This is a genomic window from Leptolyngbya sp. FACHB-671, from assembly GCF_014695745.1.
Classification (GTDB): Bacteria; Cyanobacteriota; Cyanobacteriia; order Elainellales; family Elainellaceae; genus JAAUTN01.
This window is the reverse complement of the sequence record NZ_JACJOV010000144.1, coordinates 25,506-47,037: the sequence shown is the minus strand read 5'-3', so window position 1 is coordinate 47,037 and position 21,532 is coordinate 25,506. Positions and strand designations below refer to the sequence as shown.

Here is a 21,532-nt window from a genome sequence, read left to right as displayed (position 1 = left end):
GGGGACAGTGTATCTGGAGCAAGATTCATCAATGAACTCTTCGGAGTGAGTGCTTAAAACAATACGAATGAGACCAGTTCGTTTGTTACTTTAAAATCTTTGCGACACAACCTTCAAGGGGGCATTGTGGAACGGCTCTTTAAGACTATTAACACTGAGGTTTTGGCACCTCTTCCCGGATACATCTCAAAGGAAGAAGATGGGGCAAAACGGGCAGAGAAGGAGGCTTGTCTCACCATTGAAGATATCAAGATTCTAGCGAGTTATTTTTGCGATGACTACAATCATCAGCCCTATCCTAAAGACCCGCATGATACTCGATATGAACGCTGGTTTAGAGGTATGGGGAATAAACTGCCCGAACCGATGAATGAGCGAGAGTTAGACGTTTGCTTGATGAAAGAGGAGCAACGGGTTGTTCAGGCGCATGGCTCTGTTTACTTCGAGAACCTGACTTACCGCTGTGAAGAATTGCGATCGCTGAAGGGTGAGTACGTCACACTGACCTACGACCCTGACCACATCTTGACGTTATACATTTACAGCCAATCGGCGGGTGATGAAGTCGGTGAGTTTATTGGCTATGCTCATGCAATTAATATGGATACTCAGGATTTGAGTCTGGATGAGCTGAAGCAACTGAATAAAGCTCGGAGCAGTGCTAAACGTGAGCATTCAAATTTTGATGCACTCGTGTCTCTGGATAAGCGACAAAGGCTAGTGGAGGAACGGAAACAGGAGAAGAAAGAACGGCAGCGATCGGAGCAGAAGAAACTGCGAGGAAAAAGCAAGCAGAACTTAAAAGTGGTGGAATTGCGGAAAGAACGGGCAGGAAAATCCGCCAGTAGTACCGAACCAATGGAACTCCTACCGAAAAGGATTCTACCTGAACAGATAACACCACAGCCTCTAGTATCTCCTCCACAGCCCGTTGAAACCGCTACTTCTACACCTTCAACTGAGGAGCGACATAAGCTTGTTACTCCCAAAAATCAAACTCTCAGGAGGCTTTGGTAAGGCATGGCAGAATCACAATTGGCAGTTCAGGTTTCAGTGGAAGTCTTAGCTCCTCAGCTCGACTTAACTGATGTACTTGCCAAAACGGTTGCAATTGAGGAGTTATTCGAGACGGCATTCATCCCGACTGATCGTGCCTCGCAATATTTCCGATGGCTAGATGAATCGCGCTTACTAAAACAGTGTGGACGGGTAATTGGACCGAGAGGTGTTGGTAAGAAGCGATCTTCAAAGCATTATCAGGAGGAGGACAGGAAGCGAGTTTCTTATGTTGAAGCTTGGTCAAACACAAGCTCTAGAAAATTATTTTCGACAATCCTTGGAAATATTAATCATGGGGCTCCAAGAGGAAAACGCCAGGATTTGCGACCTAGATTGGCTGGAAGTTTAAAGCTTTTTAGAATTGAGCTTCTAATTATCGACAATGCACAAAATCTTCAACAAGAGGCTCTTGTTGACTTAAATCAGCTCTATGAGGAATCGGGGATTCCTATTATCCTGTCTGGTGAGCCAGAACTTGACACTCTACTAGGCAATTTTGATTTACGAATTTGTTTTCCAAACTTATTTGAGTTTGATCGCCTAGATTATGAAGACTTTCAAAAAACCTTGCGAACCATTGAACTCGATATTTTGGCGCTTCCCGAAGCATCAAATTTGTCAGAGGGAATTTTGTTTGAAACCTTAGTAAGTAGCACTGAAGCTCATATAGGTCTTTTGATTAAAATTTTGACAAAAGCAGTTACGCACTCGTTGAAGAAGGGATATGGAAAGGTTGATAAAGCAATTCTGCATAACATTGCTAGCCGTTATGGAAAGCCTTATATCCCTATAAAAGCGAGAAAAAGCCCAGAGTTGGGTGAGGGTTGAAATTGAAGGAAGAATTTTCCGTGAGTCAAGAAGAAGATGTGCCTCGACTAGGGCATGTAAAACCATTGGAGTATGAAAGTATTAGCCATTATCTTGGTCGTTTGAGACGCTTCAAAGCGAACAGTTTGCCTTCAGCTTATTCTTTGGGGCAGGCGGCTGGAATTGGTGCGGTGACTGCCCGATGGGAGAAGCTCTATTTTAATCCGTTTCCAGCAGATGAAGAGTTAGGGGCGATCGCCCGTCTAGTCGGGTTAGATCTCTCACGATTCCAAAATATGTTGCCGAGCCGGGAAATGACATTGCAACCCCGCCCCATTCGGTTGTGTGGAGTTTGCTATGCTGAGCTGCCCTGTCATCGGATGACGTGGCAGTACAAAGATATTGTTGCAGCTTGTCCATATCACAATCTGCGCTTGTTAGAGCGATGTTCCAGTTGCAAGACTTCGTTTCAGATTCCGGCTCTGTGGATTGATGGGAAATGCCATCATTGTGGGATGCGTTTTACGTCGATGGCGAAGTATCAAGGGAGAATTAGGAGAACTAGCCGAGTTGGAACCAGTGCCCCCTCTCCCAAGATGTAATTCGACAATCAGGACGAGCAAAACTCCTTTTTATAGGCTTTGCCGCAGTAAGGACAGAACCGAAACTTGAGAGAAGCAATCGCCTCATTACAATTAGAACAGCGATCGCACAACGCACTTCCACAGGCAAAGCAATACTTAGAACGGGCACTCGTCCACATGGGGTCGGGAGAAGTTCCCGGTATCCAGCAGGTAGGGCAGAACTTGAGAGAAGCGATCGCCTCCACAGCTACCCCTTTGCAAACGGCATCCAGATATTCCACTGGAACACCTAACGCATGGGCAAGACCACTTTTTGGCTTTTGATTTAGCCGTGTGGTTTGACCCCGCTCAATTTTGCCTACACTTTGAAGATGAACCCCTGCCTTGTCTGCTAATTCCCTTTGACTCAAGCCTAAGCTTGTTCTGACTCGGCGTACGTAGTCGGCAAGGGTTTCTTGAGGAGTTGGAAGCAGATTCGGTTCAGAGATATACACAAAAGTACACCTGTAAGTATTCACATAAACATTACATTAATTGCTGTTTCTGTGGAATCAACCTGCTGATTAAGAGGGTTTGGGATGTATACATCACTTGCTGCTGTTGCGACTGAATTTTTGAGTCGTCCAGATCTGGCTCCAAGTACAATTCGCTCTTACGAGTCAACCTTGATGCCGCTGTTGCAGGAGTATGGGCGATCGCCGATTGAGATCTTGACGCGGCAGACGTTGCAGGAATACCTGAATGGATTGAATCAGCTTGCTTACACGACACATCAGCGCCACCAATCCATTATTCAAGCGCTGTTTAACTTCGCAGTGGAGCAAGGGCATATCAAGGCGAATCCGATCGCCCGACTGAAGTGGCGCAAGCCAGATCGAGAAAAAGGTGAATACGGAACCGATGAGGTGATTCGCTATCTCACACCGGAGCAATTGTCTGTTCTATATCGCGTTGTAGTATCAGATGCGCGAATGCAGGCACTGGTTTGTCTGCTGCATCGAACGGGAGCAAGAATTGCCGAGATCCTAACACTGGATCTAAAGGATATAAACCTGAATCAGCGGAAGTTTCAGGTGATTGGAAAGGGGAATAAGCGTCGCTGGTGCTTCTACAGTGAAGACGCGGCTCAAGCGCTGGATGATTATCTGAAGTACGACAGACACGCTAGATGCTCTGCCTTATTTACTGCCCAGCAACCGTTCACGCTGAAAGTCAGCCGTTTGAGTTATCGTACAGTCCATCAATGTTGGACTGAGTTGATTGCTGGCAGCTCAGAACTAGAAGGCATCCATATTCATGATTTGCGGCATACCTTTGCAACAGAGAGGGTGGGGCTGATGGGGATTGAAGAACTGTGAGCATTGATGGGGCACCAGAATATTCAGACGACGTTACGCTACCAAAAGGTGACTTCACAACGAGCAGAAATGGTAGCTCAAAACGCTTTTAATCTATTGAATAAAGAGTAACCAACAAACTTCTAGAAGTATAGTTCGTTTCAACGTTACCGTGTAGCGTTTGTTTCCTGAAGCCATCTCTGATGCAGAGTATAGATGATACTCTGCATCAGCAAACTGAGGGTTGGGGATCAGAGCGAGTTACCTGATAGAAGATGGGGAAGCCGGAGCAACAGCAGGATCAAACACGATGGTGTAATCAAGGGTTGGAGCGTTCTGACGCAGGATTCGCAAATGAGCTTCAGCATCGTTGCGGCGACGAAACCGGGCAACGACCCGATGTTGCATGTTAGGCAAAAGACAGATGATGCACCACGGATGTAACTGATCGAGGTAGGTCATAGAACTTTCTCAGAGGGATCAATAGGTTGCTGATTGAGGGTGTTTTGGATGATGCTCAGCACTTCCTGACGAATGCGATCGCCATCCACTGGATGCAGAAACCACAAAGCAATAGGAGACGATTGATAGGTCAGCCGATACTGTTTGGTTGAGCTGACCTGAATTGTCCAAACGGCTTGGCGGGGTTGCTTGCGGAGAGAATATCCGTGTTGCTTTAGGGCAGTGCGGATGATGGCAATTTTTTGGACTATGTGTTGTCTTCCATTCATTCGGTTGTGGTTCAAGGGGCTGAAACACTCCAAAATACTGAAGCCACCCTATAAAAAGGTGGCTTAGCAAAACAGGTCAGGATGGTATTGACTTTTTTGCGATTCAGGTCTCCATATCCTCACTGGGTAAGCAGAGAGCTTTAGTCAAATCTTGAGGCAGTTGCTCGAAGTGATCGAGTAGAAAGTCCATCAGGGCAAGGTGCCGTAAATCTGTAGGAGTTGGACGGCGATAGCTGCGCCCTTTGCGAAACCAACAGCGAACAGTGGAGAGGGAACGTGAACAGATGGCGGCGATCGCCTCCTGGCTCACTCCCCACTTGGCATAAAACCGTTGAGGAGTCATTCCAAGCTGGCAGTAGCTGTAGCGTTCAATCAAGGCTTGGTGTCGGTCAGTCAGGGAACGAGGAGTCATCTGGCTGCCTCCGCTTCGAGAGGTTGCAGATCCTCTTCCCAGGCAATATCAGCAGCGACCCAGGCGGAGCTGGGGGAGTCGGGATCAAGCCAGATCAGGTAACACCAGCACCAACGGCAGCAGTGAGGCGCAAAGCTGTAGAACCTGCCGATCGCAATGCCCCAGTCGGTGGTTTCACCGTTCGAGAGCCAGCAGAGGCGATCGCCATAGAGAAATCGGGGCATCTCGACATCAGGGAAGGTGTCAGGGAGGTCAGTAGGCGGAGGTGGAAGGTGCAGAGTTGCAAGGGAAGGAGAAGCGTAGGAAGTTTTGCCGCGAATTGCGCTTAGATAGGCAGCTAAAAGTTTGCCGTCCAGATTAGTGATGAGGGTCTGGATGAGAAGGACGGCGATCGCTTCGGCTTCTTGGGGAGTGAGAGCGACCCAGGCGGCATCAAAGTTGGCATTAGAGTAGGATTGCAGTCGATGGAGTAGAGGCAGGATGGCAAAGTCATGGAGTGCTTGCTGGTAGCCTGCTTGATATAGCTCTGGCTTTGTGGACAGCTTGGAGGTGCTGCGAGAGGAACGACTTGCCTTCGTTGGCGTAGCGTGATTTGACATAGGATGAAAACTGCTCCTAATGAAGTGGGAGTAAGTGCCAGACCCCGTGCCGACCAAAGCTGAGGGTCTGGCATTTGTGGTTAGTCTAGAGTTTTATAAGGCAATAGGGCAATAGGACAAGTAAAAATTTGCCCTTAGTACATGTTGCATTAAGGGAAAATAGCCCTAAGGAAGACGTTTAAGCCCTAGCTGTGTGATGGCAGAGAAAAAAGCGCAAATTCGTGTGTACTTGCCGACAGATACCGATAAGATTCTCAAAATCCTGGCAGCGGTTAAGGAATCCTCTGTTAATGCTTTGGTGAATGAAGCGATTGAGCATTGGCTAGAGGAGGATCAGCAGCGGGAAGTGATTGAGCGACTAAATCTGGATGAGTTGTCTGATCTGTAGCTGTACTCTGCAAAAATTTTCCTGGCAATTGAGCTGATCTCTGGCGAACACAGTTTTTTGACTTGTGTTAATTGTGTAAAGCGGAAATTAAAGCTGACACGAATAGCGAAAATTTTTTACGAATTTACTTAAAGCCTTATAAGGAAAGGCATAGAACCATTTTATGCTTTGAGAAATTTCTACTTCTCAATAACTTCTTTGTTAAAACTTTCCTTGAATAGGGAATCCCTAACAAAGAACTTTAGTGCATGTGAAGCAAGAGGTTAGTTCTGTCCTTACGGCTCTAGTGTTCCTTCTGATGCTGATGTTCTAAAAACTTGGGACAGTACAGTTTCGGATTGTCTTCTGCTTAGTGCATGTAACAGTCACAATCAAGGAAGTTTTATGATGCCTGTAGAGATGTCCTCACATGATCTGGATACGGTTCAACTGCTCTCAAGGATCACAGGTAAGGAATTTCAACAACGGCATCTCACACCTCGAATTACCTTTTTGGCAGCTTTAGCAACCGTTCTAATTGGAGTAACCTACGCAGATAATCAAGCCACAGACGGGGAGAAGCTGCGTTTACAAAAGATTCTCAACCAGTTTATCCCTGCTCGAAGTGGTATCAGTCAACTGGTTAAACTCATGATTCAGGGAGTTCGTCAGCATCGAACCTACGCTAAATCTAGTGAGATTACTAAGCTAACTAGATACCTTTCTGAATCGGAGAAACTTCTGTTAATTGCTTTTGGTTATGAAATTGCCATTGCAGATGGTTCCGTTGATTCTGTCGAGCAGAGGTATGTGCAAGCGATCGCAAAATGTATGGAGGTTCAACCCCGACATCTAGCAGTGATTGAAGCTGGATTAACCAAACAGGAAGCAGTTGATCCAGATGCGCTCAGCGAAGTTCAAAATCTACTCGATCCAACTCGGTTTCAAGCCATTGATCCGATCTTTGCGAATGCTGCTAGCTATATTCTGTCAAGCCTACCCACCAAATCTAATCATCGGAAAAGTCAGCAAACTTCCTCTCTGTCTTACAAAGAACTAGAGAAATTTCAGAAACAACGACAGCAACTTCTAGATGTTGTTTCTCAACTCTCTCAAATCATTCACAGTTGTGAAGAACATAATGTCCTGCCTCAAAATATCGAGAGTGAACTTGCAAAATTACTTCAAAAATTGGAGTCTCAACGGTTTCGATTGGCGATTGTGGGTGAGTTTAGCCAGGGCAAATCAACTCTACTGAATGCACTGCTAGGTGAAGAGATTCAGCCTGTCAGAGCAATTCCTTGTAGCGGAACCGTTACGGTTCTTAAGTATGGGTCACAGCAACGAGTTACTTGCCGCTACACAGATGGGCGAGAGGAGGAAATCCCGTTTAGCCAATACCAGGAAAAGGCTTCTATTTCTGAAGAAGCAGCATTGTGTAGCCTTGCTGATGAGTTAGCGAAATCTGAAATCGAAGAAATTGTTCTAGAACATCCTGGTTTAGAATTTTGCCGCCACAACGTAGAGATTATTGACTCACCTGGGCTAAATGAGCATCCCAATCGTACTGTTGTCACTCAAAAACTGCTGAAGGATGTTGATGCTGCCGTTTTTCTGGCGAACGCTTCTCGCCCATTAACTCAAGGAGAACGCGGACTCGTGCAAGATCTGAAGTCTCAGCTTAAAGGCAATCGAGACAACGAACCTGTTGAGAATCTGTTTGTTCTGGTTAACTTTATGGATTTGCTGCGGCGCGATCGCGATCGCCAACAAGTTCGGCAACTGGTCGAAAATTTTCTTCAAGGGCAGAATCCGATCATTACGGGAGAAAATCGGATTCACTTCATTTCGGCTCAAGCGGCACTTGATGCCATTCTAGAGGGAACTGAAGATGAATATTTGATAGCTTTTCAGGGATTTACAGCAGCAATTGAGAAGTTCTTGACCCAGGAGCGGGGCAGACTGGAGATTGAACAAGCTGTTGAAGCCCTTGATCGGTTGATTCAGGAGAGTAAGGACGCTCTCCATCAGGCTGAACAGGTATTAGATGGCAAAATCAATCTCTCTGAATCTGAACAGCAAAAAGTTTTAGAACTGATTGGGGAAGCTAGTGGACGCAGCACCAGAATTGAACTTCTGGCTGATCAAGTTTTTGAATCAGCGGTAGAGCAGGTTGCTCAAGCCTGGGAAACTTGGGTTGAGGGTGTGGAAGAACGCATTGCTACAAAAAGTACAGAATGGACTTCTCAACATGAGGAAAAGGAAAAGATTCTACGAGACTACACCGACCAGTTTGTTCGAGATTTATCGGCAGGTTTAGATGACTGGATCGTTACAAGTGTACAAGACTCTATTCTGAAACCCGGTATTCATCGTCTTGATGCTTCTATTGTCCAGGAGTTGGAAGCAATTCAAAGTCAATTGAAAACAATTGATTCTACTACTGGTTCTCACCTCAGTAGCCAGTATGATTTGGCTTTAGCGAGTCTGGGAGTTGATATTAACTTTCAAGCTTCCGCAGACTCAGATTTTAGTGACGGGGAGGGACGCTGGTGGGGTAGCGTTAGTTTCGGAGGCGGTGGATTAGCCGCAGGAGCCTTGATAGCCGCTATCGGAGTCGGCTTTCTTCCAGCACTTCTAGTAGGAGGTGCGATCGGCGCACTGGTCGGTTGGCTTTGGGGTGAAGATCCAGAAGTAATTCGTCAGAAGATGAAGCAAGAGGTCTATGACAAGGGCTTTGAGAAGTTAGCTGAGTCAGCAGAGACTATTGTTGAGAGAATTTGTGGGAACGTGGCTGCGAGTCTATATCAGCGATCGGAAATTGCTACGGAAGCCATTAAATCTTCTCTGTCTATTCTGAACGCGCTTTTGGAACAGCAAGCTATTTCCCATCAAGCTTCTTTGCAGAAGCGCGAAGATGAAAAGGCTTGGATAGAACAAACTCAACAGAAGTTTTCTCAGGTTCAAGGCGAACTACCAGTTATTTTGGGCTAACTCAGTTCATCGGGATTCTGCTAATCAATTGAATTTAGGACAACCTATGCTTTTCCAATTTCCTGCTGTGATCGAAGCTGGGATTCAAGCTGGCAAATATGCCCAAGTTTTTTCCGATGGAGTACCGCTTAGTATTGCCAGAGATGCTGCGACAGGAAGATTTGTTAGCCATGCTGTTGGAGTTGTCAATAATGGAGTATTTCTCAATCCATTAACGGCTGTTCCTCAACTGGTTATGGGTGCAGGGCAACTCTATCAAAATCATCAGACTTTACAAGCGCTAAAAGCTTTGTCTGATTCAGTTGCGACTCTACAGGCAACGACTGCTGTAATTGGGGTTGGTGTAGCTGCTACTGCTGCTCTCTCTGCGGTCAATCTTTGGCAAACCCTGAAGTTGAGAGGAGAGGTAAAGCAACTGCGGCTGGAAGTGAAGGACGGTTTCATTAATCTTGAACAAGCACTTCACACGCAAGGAAAAGAGCTTTTACAGCATATTGCTCTTGTGGCTGAGGATGTTGAGTTTAGGAACCACCGCACTATTTTGGCAAGAGCCTATGGACTTTTTGCTAAGGCATTGAATCGGGTGCAATCTGCCCTTGCTTTGCAAGACTTAAGTACTCGTAATGCAGAAATTACTGCTGCTAGAGATATGCTGTTTCAAGCGCTTGCAGACTATGACAATGAGCAGCTTTTAGTTGGGGTTTGTCCGGCAGGTAATCTTCGCAGACGCGAGTGTGTATGGGCGATCGAACAAGCGATCGCCATGACCTTTCAGCTACAAAGTGAGTACCAGGTTGTAAGCGATCGCCTCGGTTCACTCAATACAACAATCCGCCATGATTGTTTGACTGCGTTAGACTCCTGTGATGCTGAAACAGAATTAGATTTTCTGTTTCCTGAGATCACCAGAATTCATGGTCACGATTTAGCTGCAATAGATTCTTGGAAAGCGCATTCAGATTGGTACCGAACCTTACCTGCTCAAGAATTAAAGCTTTTATCTTCGACAGAACTGGCGGTTCTAGAAATCCCTGCTTCCTTTGAAGCTGATGAAGCTGATTTAGTGCTAGCAATGCCACCTGAACAAATTCTCTACGATGAGTACAAGCAGAAGTCTCACTTTGCTGCACTCAGGGATCAGCTAGCGTTTCAAGTTGCACCAAACGTGCGGCGAGAGTGTGAAACCTACATTGTTGAACAGGCAGCAATAGCAGGTCTTAATGCATTAAATCCTGAGAACTTACAGAAGGCTTCTCACTTGGCGATCGCTAATTTGTATTCCTATTTTCAAGGTAGAGACGCATCCCAGGACGAAGCAGAGCACGAAACGCTTGTAAACGCTTAACGAAGATGGCGTTTTCTGGATGTAGATATTCTGTGTTGGGAATAAGTTACGCTACGGGTCAACTATAATCTGTTTTCTGTGGCTTACCCCTATGGAGCGAGTCACAGAAGGCTTATTTTTGGAGTGTCAGGAATGATCACAGGTGAGTTGAGGTCGAAGGTTGATAAGCTGTGGGAGACGTTTTGGAGCAATGGGATCAGCAACCCGATCTCGGTGATTGAGCAGATCTCATACTTGCTGTTTATCAAGCGACTGGATGACCTGGAACTGACGAAGGAAAAGCAAGCACAACGGCTGAAGCGAGCCGTGAAAGACCCCATTTTTTTGGGGAAGGATGATCCGCGTCGCTGGTCGTATTTCAAGAATCTGGATAACCCAGATGAAAAGCTAAAGGCGGTGCGGGATGAAGCTTTCCCGTTTATCAAAAATGTGAGGGGAGAGGCAGGGGATAGCACCTATGCCCACCACATGCAGAATGCCATTTTTTTGATTGCAAACCCGGCATTGCTGGCGAGTGTGATTGAGCAGATCGACAAGATGCTGGATTTGCTAGATAAGCAGGCACAGGCATCGCAGGATCAGTCTTATGTGGATCTGATGGGTGATCTGTATGAGTACATGCTGTCGAAGCTGACGCAGGCAGGGCAGAATGGGCAGTTTCGTACACCGCGCCACATTATCAAGATGATGGTGCAGTTGATGGAGCCGGGACCGAGGGAGATTATTTGCGATCCGGCGTGTGGAACAGCGGGCTTTTTGGTAGCAGTGGCGGAGTATTTGCGTGAGTTAAAGGACAGTGAGGGCAACTCGGTTTTGAATGCACCGGGAAATCGGGAGCATTTTGACCAGGAAATGTTTCACGGGTTCGATTTTGATGCGACGATGCTGCGGATTGGCAGTATGAACTTGATGCTGCACGGCATTGAGTCGCCTAAGATTGAGGCGCGAGATTCGCTGTCAGAAGACCATGCGGGGGTGGAAGAGGCGTTTACGATGGTTCTGGCAAATCCGCCGTTTAAGGGGTCGCTGGAGAAGTCTACGATCGCCAAAGACCTCACCAAAATCGTCTCAACTACCAAGACCGAGCTTTTGTTTGGGGCGTTGTTTCTGCGGCTGCTGAAGAAGGGCGGTAGAGGGGCGGTAATTGTGCCAGATGGGGTGCTGTTTGGCTCTTCAACGGCTCACAAAGCACTGCGGAAGGAGCTGGTGGAGAATCACAAGCTGGATGGGGTGATTTCGATGCCGTCGGGGGTGTTTAAGCCCTATGCGGGGGTATCTACGGCAGTGCTGATTTTCACGAAGACGGGAGCCGGGGGAACGGATTTCGTCTGGTTTTATGACATGGAGGCGGATGGATTGTCGCTGGATGATAAGCGGCAACCCGTGCAGCAAAATGATATTCCTGACTTATTGCAGCGGTGGAAGCAGCGGAACCCGGAGACGGATACGAACCGCGCGGTAAAGGCGTTTTTTGTGCCGAAGGATGAGATTGCAGCAAATAGCTATGACCTCTCAATCAACCGCTACAAGGAGGTTGCCTATGAGGAGGTGCAGTATGAGCCGCCCAAGGTAATTTTGCAGAAGTTGCGATCGCTTGAAGATGAAATCCGAGCAGATTTGGATGCGCTGGAAGAGTTGTTGAAATGATTTTGCCTAAAAACTGGTCTTTAGTGTCACTTAGTGAGATTGCTGCTAGTGGTCGAGGTACTTTTAGTAATGGACCTTTCGGCTCAGATTTAGTTAAATCTGATTTAACTGATGTTGGTATACCTGTCATTTATATACGTGATATTCGTGACGGCTATTACGATCGAGTTAGTGCATCGTGTGTCACCGAAGAAAAAGCGGAACAGTTATCAGCATGTTGGGTAAAGCCTGGAGATGTGCTTATTGCTAAAGTTGGCGATCCTCCTGGAACTGCGGCTGTTTATCCTGAGGATCAACCTTTAGGAATAGTGACTCAAGATGTCATAAGACTAAGGCTAAATTCGGAAATTGCTGATTCACAATATGTCCGTAATTGGCTGAATTCGCCTCTAGGAAAACATGCTGTTAAATCGATTACAGTCGAAGCAACAAGAGCCAGATTTCCTCTTGGGGACTTTAAGAACTTAAAACTTCCCCTCCCTCCGATCGCCGAACAACGCCGTATTGCTGCCATACTCGATCGCGCGGATGCAGTTCGACGGAAACGACAGGAGGCGATTCGTCTAACCGAGGAATTGTTGCGATCGGCTTTCCTAGAGATGTTTGGCGATCCAGCTACAAACCCTAAAAATTGGAAAACTTCAGTTCTGAGGGAAGTTTGCAGGAAGGTAACGGATGGTACACATCACATGCCAAACACTGTAGAAGACGGCATACCAATATTGAGAGCTTTAAACATAAAAAATGATCGTGTAGACAAGACTGATTTACTCTATATTTCTAAGGACGATTATCAAAAGATTTCAAAACGAAGTCCTCTAGAAAAGGGAGATGTTCTTCTAACCTGTTTAGGAACAGTAGGGAATGTAGCAATTTTTAACGAGGAATCTAGCTTCAGTTTGGTTCGCAATATTGCTCTTCTCAAACCTAATTATGAGAAGCTTACTTCTGAATTTCTAAAGTTTCTTTTAAAGACTAACTATTTGCAGATGCAGATCAAGTCTAGATCTAAGCAATCTTCGCAAGCAGCTTTGTACATTGGTGAGATTGAGCAACTCAAGGTATTTGTCCCCGATCTTGAACTTCAAAGAAAATTTTCAGAGCTTAGTAAGAAGATATATTACGAGCTTTGCAGAAAATTAGAGCAGGATAAATCTCATCAAGAAAACCTTTTCAACTCTCTTCTCCAAAGAGCTTTTCGGGGAGAGCTTTAGGTTGGGAAATAGGGGCGATCAATCCTACTGTTGGGGGTAGAGGGAGATCGCCGTGAAAATGGCAAAATAGAGGCAGGCTTAAGGGAAAGTTCACCATGAGTGTGGCGATCGCCTTCCCCCAAATTCCTGTTTTAGTCTTGACGTTGCTCTTCAGTCCTGTAACGACTGCTGTAAGGAGTCACCGTAATGATTTTGCTTCTCAATCTGGGAATACTGCCACTGGTCATTCACTAATGGTAGGTTCAATTAGAGATATGTTCGTACAGCAAATTGATACTAGCAAAAGATCTCAATGGCTTGTTCCAACAATCATCCTGATTATCCTTTTACTAATTGGATATATCTTCTTCTCCCTCAATGCAAATAGAACATCGGCAGAAAAAGTGCCGGGTCTTGTAGTGAAGCAGATCCAAAGTGTTAGTGAATTAACGACTGCAATTGTCACCACAGAAACTATTGTACCGATTAATGATAACGGTGGATTCCTATGGACGGAAAGCAAATTACTTTATGTTGCCAACGGTCAGGTTAGGCTTGGGATTGACCTGAGTGATCTGAAAGCAGATGATGTTGTAGTTGAAGGAGATACTGTTACCGTTACGCTTCCTGCTCCTCAAGTCCTCCTCAGTCACCTTAATGTAGAAAGATCCTATGTCTATTCCTTTGATAAAGGCTTCTTAGGCTGGGGTCCAGAGTCGATTAAGTTGCAAGCCGATGCTGAGAGGAAAGCAACTGACCGAATGAGAGAATCTGGTTGTACAGATTGGGTTATCAACTCTGCCAATGAGCGCTTGGCGAAGACGGTTGATCAAATCCTAAGCCAGATACTACTCGATAAAGGATACAAGGAAGTAATCATCAAGACCCAAAAAGTTTCTCCTCAAATCTGTACATTCTCTGCAACGGCAAGCCAATATCAGGGGACAGCAGATATTTGAACACTAGAAAGCAGATTCCCAAAATGTCCAGTGTCATGGCTGTGAATGTGTCTACCATCGTTACCCTAAAGATAAGACCGAAACTTTCGATCGCCGCCTAGCCATGATTGCCTCTTCACAGCCCTACCTTACCCCCAAAGAATACCTCCAGATGGAGGAACATAGCCCCGCCAAGCACGAATACATCGACGGGCAAATTTACGCAATGGTTGGGGCAAACGATGCCCATGTGACGATCTCCGGAAACCTGTTTGCCCTCCTGCGTAACCACATCCGGGGAACGGGTTGCCGGATCTATATCTCAGACATGAAAGCACGCATCGAATCGCTCAATCGCTACTATTACCCCGATATCCTGGTGACGTGCGATCCTCGTGACCAAGAGACTCCGCTTGAGAAACGATTTCCTCGCCTGATTGTTGAAGTCCTGTCCGATTCAACAGAAGCATTCGATCGGGGCGACAAATTTGCCGACTACCAAACGTTAGACAGCCTGCAAGAGTATGTTTTGATCAACACCAAACGCCAGCGAGTCGAATGCTTCCGCCGCAACGAAGCGGGGCTATGGGTGTTGCAGTCCTACACCGACAAACAGAACTTTCGGTTGGAAAGCATCAACTTTGAAGGGGCGATCGCAGACCTTTATGAAGACGTTACGTTTGCATCCCCGTAAGTTTACGGTTCCTCTCTCAAAATTGGGAATGTTGGGGTAAAAGCAATTTCTGGAGAGGGTAATGGCATCTAACTTTGATTTCTTGCGCGATCGCCAACCCGACCTATTCAAACACGCCACCCAAGCCGAGAGTCTGGTCTATTCTGCCCCTCGTGCCAGTTGCTTCTATGCCCGCTTCACCTTAGAGCAAGCTGTCCACTGGCTTTATGCCAACGATCCCTACCTCAAGCTACCCTACGACAACAATCTGGCTGCCCTGATCCACGAGCAGACTTTCAAAGACAACCTGAAACCAGGACTTTTTCAGAAGATTCGTAGCATTCATAAAGTTGGAAATCTCGCCGTTCACGACTCCACAAGCATTGCTGAGCGAGATGCGCTTCATATTGTTGAAGAACTCTTTCACTTTCTCTACTGGCTCTGCCGCTATTATGCCCCTGACGGCAAACCGTTAGCTCCCCTCAGTTTTGACCGGGCGACTGTTCCCCGTCCTGCGACTGCCTCTCAAGACCTCTCTCGCCAACAGCTTCAGGCATTAGAAACTCAGCTTTCCCAAGCCGCCGAAATGCGCCGCATTGCCGAAGAACGGCAACAGCAGACTGAAGAGCAACTGGCGGCTCTGCAAGCTGAAATTACGGCTCTCAAACAGCAAAATGAAGCTGTTCCCGACACGCATGACTACCACGAAGCCGATACCCGTCGCTACCTAATCGATGTCCTGCTCAAAGAAGCGGGCTGGAATATTCACCAGCCTGGATGGACAGAATACGAAGTCCAGGGAATGCCCAACACGACAGGCAAAGGTTACGCGGACTACGTATTATGGGGCGATGACGGCAAACCTCTAGCCTTGGTCGAAGCCAAACGCACCACCACAGACTCTAAAGACGGCAAGCGCCAAGCTGAACTCTACGCCAATTGTCTAGAAGCCCAGTTTGGTCAGCGCCCAATTATCTTCTATTCCAACGGCTACGAACATTGGATTTGGGATGACCAGAGCTATCCTCCACGCAGCGTTCAAGGCTTCCTCAAAAAAGACGAACTCGAACGGCTGATCTTCCGCCGCACCAGCCGCAAACGCCTACATCTCGTGCAGATTGATCCCAAAATTGTAGAGCGCAGCTATCAGACCGAAGCCATCCGCCGCATTACAGAGAACTTCGATCAGCAAAAGAGCCGCAAAGCCCTGCTAGTCATGGCGACCGGAACTGGAAAGACAAGAACTGCGATCGCCCTCGTCGATCTTCTGATTCGAGCCAACTGGGTCAAGCGCGTTCTGTTTCTTGCCGATCGCACCGCCCTTCTGACCCAAGCTTTCCGCGCCTTCAAAACCCACCTCCCTACCGTCACCCCAATCGACTTGACCAAAACCAAAGAGATTGAGGGGGGCAACGTCATTCTCTCCACCTACCCCACGATGCTCAACTACATCAATCGGGTAGATGGAAACGGGCGCATCCTTGGTTCAGGCTACTTCGACCTGGTCATCGTCGATGAGGCACACCGCTCGATCTACAAAAAATACAGTGTCCTGTTTGAATACTTCGATGCTCTGCTGGTTGGTTTAACCGCGACTCCTCGTGATGAAGTTCACCGCGACACCTACCGCATCTTTGAACTGGAAAAAGGCAACCCCACCTTTGCCTACGAACTCGAAGATGGGGTTAATGATGGCTACCTTGTCCCTGCCAGAGGGGTTGATGCTCCCTTTAAGTTCTTGCGTACCGGAGTTAAATACGCCGACCTTTCTCCTGAAGAACAAGAAGAGTACGAAGAGAAATTCCGAGACGAGGAAACCGGAGCCATTCCTGACCAAGTGAATGCTGCTGCTCTCAACCAGTGGCTCTTCAACATCAGCACTGTTGATCAAGCTCTGGAACTGCTGATGCAACGGGGGTTAAAAGTGGAAGGGGGCGATCGCCTCGGCAAAACCATTATCTTCGCCCGCACGAAAAAGCACGCTGAGTTCATCGTTGAACGCTTCGACGCGAACTATCCCCACTACAAAGGCAAGTTCGCTCAGGTCATCCACAGCGATATCTCCTACGCCGAAAGCATCCTCGATGATTTCTCCGTTGCCTCTAAACAGCCCACAATTGCCGTCTCCGTTGATATGCTCGATACCGGAGTAGATGTTCCTGAAGTAGTCAATTTAGTCTTTTTCAAACCTGTCTACTCACGAGTCAAATTTAACCAGATGATTGGACGGGGTACTCGTTTGTGTCCCAACCTGTTTGGCATAGACGACCATAAAACCGAATTTCTGGTATTCGACCTTTGTGGGAACTTTGATTTCTTTAGGCAAGCCATTCCAGAAGCTAACCAAAAACTCCCCGAAACCCTCACCAGCCGTCTCGTCAAAACTCGTCTGGAACTAACCCAACTTCTACAGCAATCCCTCGCCCCTCAAGCAATAGACCCGCAACCATCCATTGCCGCAGAACCCAGTGGAACCTATGGCACAGACGCAATTCGTGCTGAAACTCCGCTGAACAAGCTCCGCAATACCCTCCTGAACGATCTCCATCAACACGTCGCCACAATGGAGCAGGAAAACTTTCTGGTGCGTCGCCGTCTACAACAGGTTGAAGAATTCTCCAAGCGCGATCGCTGGAACCAACTCAGTGAAGAAGACGTAGAGATTATCACCGAATCCCTCGCCTCCCTTCCCAATAGCTTGCCTGCGGGCGATCGCCTCGCCAAAGAATTCGACTTGCTCTGCTTCAAACTGCAACTCTCCCTCCTAAAGCGAACCAACGATTTTGTTCGGCTGCGTGACCAAGTCCGCGATCTTCTGAGTCAACTAGAAGCAAAGCGCGAAATCCCAATGGTGAAAGACAAGCTCCCCCTAATTGAAGAAATTCAAGCCGAAGACTGGTGGACGGATGTGACACCTTGGATGATTGATGCTGCACGGCTTGACTTTCGCGATCTGATTAAGTTTATCGATCGCCAAGAGCAACGCATTGTCTACACTGACTTTGAAGATCAGATGGGAGACATCCAAGATGTAGATATACCCAACCAGCAGACAGGCTTCAGCCCTTATCAGTACCGCAAAAAAGTTGAAGCTTACATTCGAGCTAACGAAAATCATGTGGCGATCGCTAAACTCAAACGCAACGCACCCCTCACCGAATCAGATTTGGAATCTCTGGAAACTATGCTCTTCGGCTCCATAGAAATTGAGAGTCGGGAGCAATTCGAGAAGGTGTTCGGTAAGAATCTGAGTTTAAAGCTGTTTGTCCGTAAGTTGGTTGGACTCGATCGCAACGCAGCAAAGCAAGCCTTCACCCGCTACCTAGAAGGTAGCACCTTAACGGCTAACCAAATCCGCTTCATCGAAACTATTATTGATTACCTGACCCAAAACGGGATTATGGACCCTGGACAACTCTACGAATCACCCTTCACCGAAGCTCATCCCGATGGTTTAGATGGACTGTTCAAGGACAACGATGCAGACCAGATTGTGGCGATCGTAAAATCCTTCAATGACACGGTTGAAGCTCAATTTGGAGCAGCATCGTGATACTGCCAACCTACGATCAATTGATGCTACCGCTGCTCAAGCTTGCTGCCGAGAACGGGCAAATACACCATATTGCAGGACTACGAGAAAAACTAGCCCAACACCTGAATATCACTTCTGATCAACGAGCCATCAAATTACCCAGTGGTAGACAATCCATCTTTGATAACCGTGTAGGCTGGGCCAGTACTTATCTTCGGAAGGCAAATCTTCTCTCTCGCCCAAAACGAGGATATGTTCAAATTACTCAGCGAGGCAAGGCTGTTTTAGCCGAAAACCCACCTGCAATCAACGATCGTTATCTTCAGAGATTTGAGGAATTTCGTGAATTTAACGAGCGATCTGCACCCGACGAACAACTTCCCCCTGTTGCGAGCGAAACCCCGTCCTCTACAACAACGCCTGAAGAAACAATTAGTAAAGCGGTTGGCATCTTAGAAGCCGAGTTGCAGGATGAACTGCTCGATAAAGTAAAGCAACTATTACCTCAACGGTTTGAGGAATTGGTCTTAAAGCTGCTTCATGCGATGGGCTATGGTGGCAGTCTTAAGGATGTTGAAGGCGTTCCCCGTGGACCTGACGGTGGTATCGACGGCACCATCAAAGAAGACAAACTGGGGCTAGATGTCATTTATGTCCAAGCAAAACGCTGGGAAAACTCAGTGGGTAGAGAGAAAGTCCAAGCCTTTCAGGGAGCCTTGGCTGGAGTTGGTGCTCGTAAAGGCGTATTTCTAACCACCTCAACCTTCACTCAACAGGCGATCGCCTACGCCTCTCAACTGAGGGACAGCAAAATCATCCTAATTGATGGTCAGAAGCTCACTCAATTGATGATCGAACATGATGTTGGAGTCAGTATCAAGGAAATCTTCCACATTAAACGTATTGACGAAGATTTCTTCACCGATGTCGATTTTTAGTCTTCAGAAAAGGTCGTGGTTTTCTAAACTCTGATCTGGCGGATTCTCCACTCGCTCTGGGCAGCACTGGGATGGGATATCACAGAAGCGACACTCTTGAAAGCTAGGCACTTTACGGGCTGTGGTACTGCTGGCGAGAGTTGCGATCGCCCCTCGAAATTGCTCCTTAAACGCCTCATCCACTTGATTAGCTTGAATCTCCTTGTTGATAATGGAAAGGAGTTTCAAAGCACCTATTTTGGCACATTGTTAGCTGCATGTGAGTGCCACAAGGAACATCGTCCTGCAGGAAGTCCTCGGTTTGGTTCGATAATCGAACGCTTTTTCGGCACAAGCCATACTCAATTCTTTTACAACTTAAGAGCTAATACTCAAATTACCAAGCACGTTCGCTGGGTAACAAAATCAAATGATCCCAAGCGGCAAGCTATTTGGAATCTAGGCGAGCTTTACGAACACTATGCTTCTGGATATTGCTATGGGTTTTATGATAACGAAAAAACTCATCCAGCACTTGGTCAAACTCCTCGAGAAGCGTTTGACCAAGCCTTACTACATACTGGTAGTCGCCCACACCGATTCACCAATTACAACGAAGCATTTATAATGTTAACGCTTCCATCAACTAGAAAAGGCACAGCCAAAGTTCAGATTAGCCGTGGCATTAAAATTAATGGTTTTTGGTACACCGCTAAAGATGGTTCCTTTAATCATCAAGGTGTCGAAGGTAATCAGGTTCCCGTTCGGTACAATCCTTTTGACTTAGGTGAGGCTTTTGCCTTTGTTGGGGGACTATGGGTACATTGCATCTCCGAACATTATTCAACACTTCGGGGACGTACAGAAAAAGAATTACAAATTTACAGCGTTGAGAAACGCCAAGAACGGCGCAAATATGGGCAAGAACTATCAGATCTTGCTAAAGGAAATGCACTTCGTTTCTTATCGTCAGATCGACCAACCGAAAAGCAAGCCTTACAGCGCCAACGAGATTTGTCTGCACTGGATGTACAACAACATATTAATGGAAGTTATTTTTCTCCATCTTCCAGTCAAGTTACAAGCTTGCAACTACCAACGGATGATAGTTGTGATGATATGAATGATCCAATACTTGAATCTACCGATGAAAATGCTAGTGGAATTGATGTTACTAGTATTAAACCTTACGAGGATGATGCTTTATGGCAAATGTAGATCGTCCATTATCAGAGGATTTACTTCTCAGTTCCAACTCCGAAAAGTTGGAATATTTCCGAAAAAAGGTCTTTGCCCCTCATCGAAATATCAACAACGCGCTTAAGCAACTTTTGGAATGTGTTGTTGAGCCTGCCGGAACTTCCTTGTTTCTTGTTTTTGGATGCACAGGTTCTGGTAAATCAACTTTGCAGCATCAGCTTCATAAGAGGCTGAACGAACAGTTTAAAGCAGAAGTTTTAAGTAATCCCAGACGAATTATAGTAGCTGGAACAGAAGTTCGTGAAGAACCAGGTAAATTCAACTATAAAGATTATTATATTCGCGGCTTAGAAGCATTGAGTGAAGTGCTTATCCAATACAAGATTTTATATCCATCCCTAATAGGAGAAAATTCTAAACCAATTAGTGACACTTCAAATGGAGATTCTGCTGCCTACCGACGAGCTTTAGAGAAAGCATTAAAGAACCGAGAATTAATTGCTTTTACTTTGGATGAAGCACAGCACCTTCTTATGGCAGCAGGTGCTGCTCAAATGCTACGTCAGTTCAATTGGATGAAATCTATTGCTAATCTCAGTGAAACAACTCATGTCCTATTTGGTACTTATGAGTTGCTTAACTGTCGCACTTGGAATGGACAAACAGGAAGGCGTAGTGAAGATATTCATCTTGCAAGATACCTTCCCGATAAGAAAGAAGATTACACCGAGCTTATTCGGGTAATTCCAACTTTCCTCCGACACATGCCTTTGCATGAAGAATCTGATCTTGAAAAGCACTACGATTATCTGTGTGAGTATTGTCTCGGATGTGTTGGAGTTCTTAAGGATTGGTTACATCGTTCGCTAAGAATCGCTTTAAATGACAACGCAAAAACTTTGTTGGTGAAGCACTTAAAGAAAGGGGAGCTTTCTGTGACTCGGCGCAATCAAATACGTGAGGAAGCCGAGCGGGGGGAACAGATTCTGCGGAACGAGTCATTAGGGGAACGAAAACCGGCAGCAAATCCTTCGGATAGCGAACAACCTCAATCCAATAAATCAAAGCAAGGTAACCCCCGACCTGGTCAACGTAAGCCAAAGCGTGACCCTGTGGGTGAGTCGGAGCAGTCTAGCACTGCACAATCCTGATTTAATTGAACTTAGGTACATTACGAAACATTAATTGAGGGCA

At 46.5% G+C, this 21,532-nt stretch carries 21 protein-coding genes; 15 read left to right on the top strand and 6 right to left on the bottom strand.

All coding sequences use genetic code 11. From position 1 onward, the window contains the following. Positions 1-99 precede the first annotated feature (99 nt). Genes H6F93_RS22775 through H6F93_RS22765 form a run of 3 tightly spaced genes read left to right on the top strand, consistent with a single transcriptional unit; the run spans position 100 to position 2,468 of the window. Complete coding sequence (locus tag H6F93_RS22775; RefSeq protein ID WP_190685741.1) at positions 100-1,017, top strand: Mu transposase C-terminal domain-containing protein; 918 nt, start codon at positions 100-102, stop codon at positions 1,015-1,017. 3 nt (positions 1,018-1,020) lie between these two features. After that, complete coding sequence (locus H6F93_RS22770) at positions 1,021-1,887, top strand: AAA family ATPase (RefSeq protein ID WP_190685737.1); 867 nt, start codon at positions 1,021-1,023, stop codon at positions 1,885-1,887. Between the two features lie 20 nt (positions 1,888-1,907). Further along, positions 1,908-2,468, top strand: a complete 561-nt coding sequence (locus H6F93_RS22765; RefSeq protein ID WP_190685734.1) for a TniQ family protein — start codon at positions 1,908-1,910, stop codon at positions 2,466-2,468. Positions 2,469-2,476: 8 nt separating this feature from the next. Here H6F93_RS22765 and H6F93_RS22760 read toward each other — a convergent pair whose 3' ends face one another. Beyond that, positions 2,477-2,944: a helix-turn-helix domain-containing protein gene (locus tag H6F93_RS22760; RefSeq protein WP_190685731.1), complete on the bottom strand. Its 468-nt coding sequence runs from the start codon at positions 2,942-2,944 to the stop codon at positions 2,477-2,479. A gap of 84 nt (positions 2,945-3,028) precedes the next feature. Here H6F93_RS22760 and H6F93_RS22755 point away from each other — a divergent pair, with 84 nt between their 5' ends. Next, positions 3,029-3,808 (top strand): tyrosine-type recombinase/integrase, encoded by a 780-nt coding sequence (locus H6F93_RS22755; RefSeq protein WP_242043575.1) that lies wholly within the window; start codon positions 3,029-3,031, stop codon positions 3,806-3,808. A gap of 240 nt (positions 3,809-4,048) precedes the next feature. Here the strand turns inward: H6F93_RS22755 and H6F93_RS22750 are convergent, their stop codons facing one another. The 4 genes from H6F93_RS22750 to H6F93_RS34185 form a co-directional block, all read right to left on the bottom strand. Further along, the gene (locus H6F93_RS22750; protein ID WP_190685726.1) at positions 4,049-4,249 is read right to left on the bottom strand and encodes a hypothetical protein; all 201 of its coding nucleotides are present in this window, start codon (positions 4,247-4,249) and stop codon (positions 4,049-4,051) included. Then, positions 4,246-4,518: a hypothetical protein gene (locus tag H6F93_RS22745; protein ID WP_190685723.1), complete on the bottom strand. Its 273-nt coding sequence runs from the start codon at positions 4,516-4,518 to the stop codon at positions 4,246-4,248. The genes H6F93_RS22750 and H6F93_RS22745 overlap by 4 nt, the downstream gene beginning before the upstream one ends. Before the next feature lie 103 nt (positions 4,519-4,621). Beyond that, positions 4,622-4,930, bottom strand: a complete 309-nt coding sequence (locus H6F93_RS22740; RefSeq protein ID WP_190685720.1) for a helix-turn-helix domain-containing protein — start codon at positions 4,928-4,930, stop codon at positions 4,622-4,624. Next, entirely contained in the window at positions 4,927-5,529 is a 603-nt protein-coding gene (locus H6F93_RS34185) for a hypothetical protein (protein WP_242043574.1), read from the bottom strand. Before H6F93_RS34185 ends, H6F93_RS22740 begins: the two co-directional genes overlap by 4 nt. 196 nt (positions 5,530-5,725) lie before the next feature. Between H6F93_RS34185 and H6F93_RS22730 the strand changes: the two genes are divergently transcribed. The 9 genes from H6F93_RS22730 to H6F93_RS22690 all read left to right on the top strand — a co-directional run bounded on the left by H6F93_RS22730 (position 5,726) and on the right by H6F93_RS22690 (position 19,159). After that, entirely contained in the window at positions 5,726-5,917 is a 192-nt protein-coding gene (locus H6F93_RS22730; RefSeq protein ID WP_190685716.1) for an RH3 domain-containing protein, read from the top strand. A gap of 384 nt (positions 5,918-6,301) precedes the next feature. After that, positions 6,302-8,890, top strand: a complete 2,589-nt coding sequence (locus tag H6F93_RS22725) for a dynamin family protein (protein ID WP_199313916.1) — start codon at positions 6,302-6,304, stop codon at positions 8,888-8,890. Positions 8,891-8,936: 46 nt separating this feature from the next. Beyond that, complete coding sequence (locus H6F93_RS22720) at positions 8,937-10,235, top strand: hypothetical protein (protein ID WP_190685713.1); 1,299 nt, start codon at positions 8,937-8,939, stop codon at positions 10,233-10,235. A 132-nt stretch (positions 10,236-10,367) separates the two neighbouring features. Further along, positions 10,368-11,882 (top strand): type I restriction-modification system subunit M, encoded by a 1,515-nt coding sequence (locus H6F93_RS22715; protein WP_190685710.1) that lies wholly within the window; start codon positions 10,368-10,370, stop codon positions 11,880-11,882. Beyond that, complete coding sequence (locus H6F93_RS22710; protein ID WP_190685707.1) at positions 11,879-13,096, top strand: restriction endonuclease subunit S; 1,218 nt, start codon at positions 11,879-11,881, stop codon at positions 13,094-13,096. Before H6F93_RS22715 ends, H6F93_RS22710 begins: the two co-directional genes overlap by 4 nt. 95 nt (positions 13,097-13,191) lie before the next feature. Continuing rightward, a complete protein-coding gene (locus H6F93_RS22705) occupies positions 13,192-14,034 on the top strand; it encodes a DUF4230 domain-containing protein (protein ID WP_190685704.1) in 843 nt (280 codons plus the stop codon). A gap of 103 nt (positions 14,035-14,137) precedes the next feature. Beyond that, positions 14,138-14,707 (top strand): Uma2 family endonuclease, encoded by a 570-nt coding sequence (locus tag H6F93_RS22700; RefSeq protein WP_190685700.1) that lies wholly within the window; start codon positions 14,138-14,140, stop codon positions 14,705-14,707. A gap of 61 nt (positions 14,708-14,768) precedes the next feature. After that, entirely contained in the window at positions 14,769-18,239 is a 3,471-nt protein-coding gene (locus tag H6F93_RS22695) for a DEAD/DEAH box helicase family protein (protein WP_190685698.1), read from the top strand. Continuing rightward, entirely contained in the window at positions 18,236-19,159 is a 924-nt protein-coding gene (locus tag H6F93_RS22690; protein ID WP_190643220.1) for a restriction endonuclease, read from the top strand. The genes H6F93_RS22695 and H6F93_RS22690 overlap by 4 nt, the downstream gene beginning before the upstream one ends. A gap of 3 nt (positions 19,160-19,162) precedes the next feature. On the opposite strand, the gene H6F93_RS22685 is transcribed toward H6F93_RS22690, so the two are convergent. Continuing rightward, complete coding sequence (locus tag H6F93_RS22685; RefSeq protein ID WP_190685695.1) at positions 19,163-19,342, bottom strand: hypothetical protein; 180 nt, start codon at positions 19,340-19,342, stop codon at positions 19,163-19,165. Positions 19,343-19,351: 9 nt separating this feature from the next. Here H6F93_RS22685 and H6F93_RS22680 point away from each other — a divergent pair, with 9 nt between their 5' ends. Further along, on the top strand, positions 19,352-20,356 hold the full coding sequence (locus tag H6F93_RS22680; protein WP_190685692.1) for a Mu transposase C-terminal domain-containing protein: 1,005 nt from the start codon (positions 19,352-19,354) through the stop codon (positions 20,354-20,356). Beyond that, entirely contained in the window at positions 20,344-21,489 is a 1,146-nt protein-coding gene (locus H6F93_RS22675; RefSeq protein ID WP_190685690.1) for an ATP-binding protein, read from the top strand. The genes H6F93_RS22680 and H6F93_RS22675 overlap by 13 nt, the downstream gene beginning before the upstream one ends. Positions 21,490-21,532 lie beyond the last annotated feature (43 nt).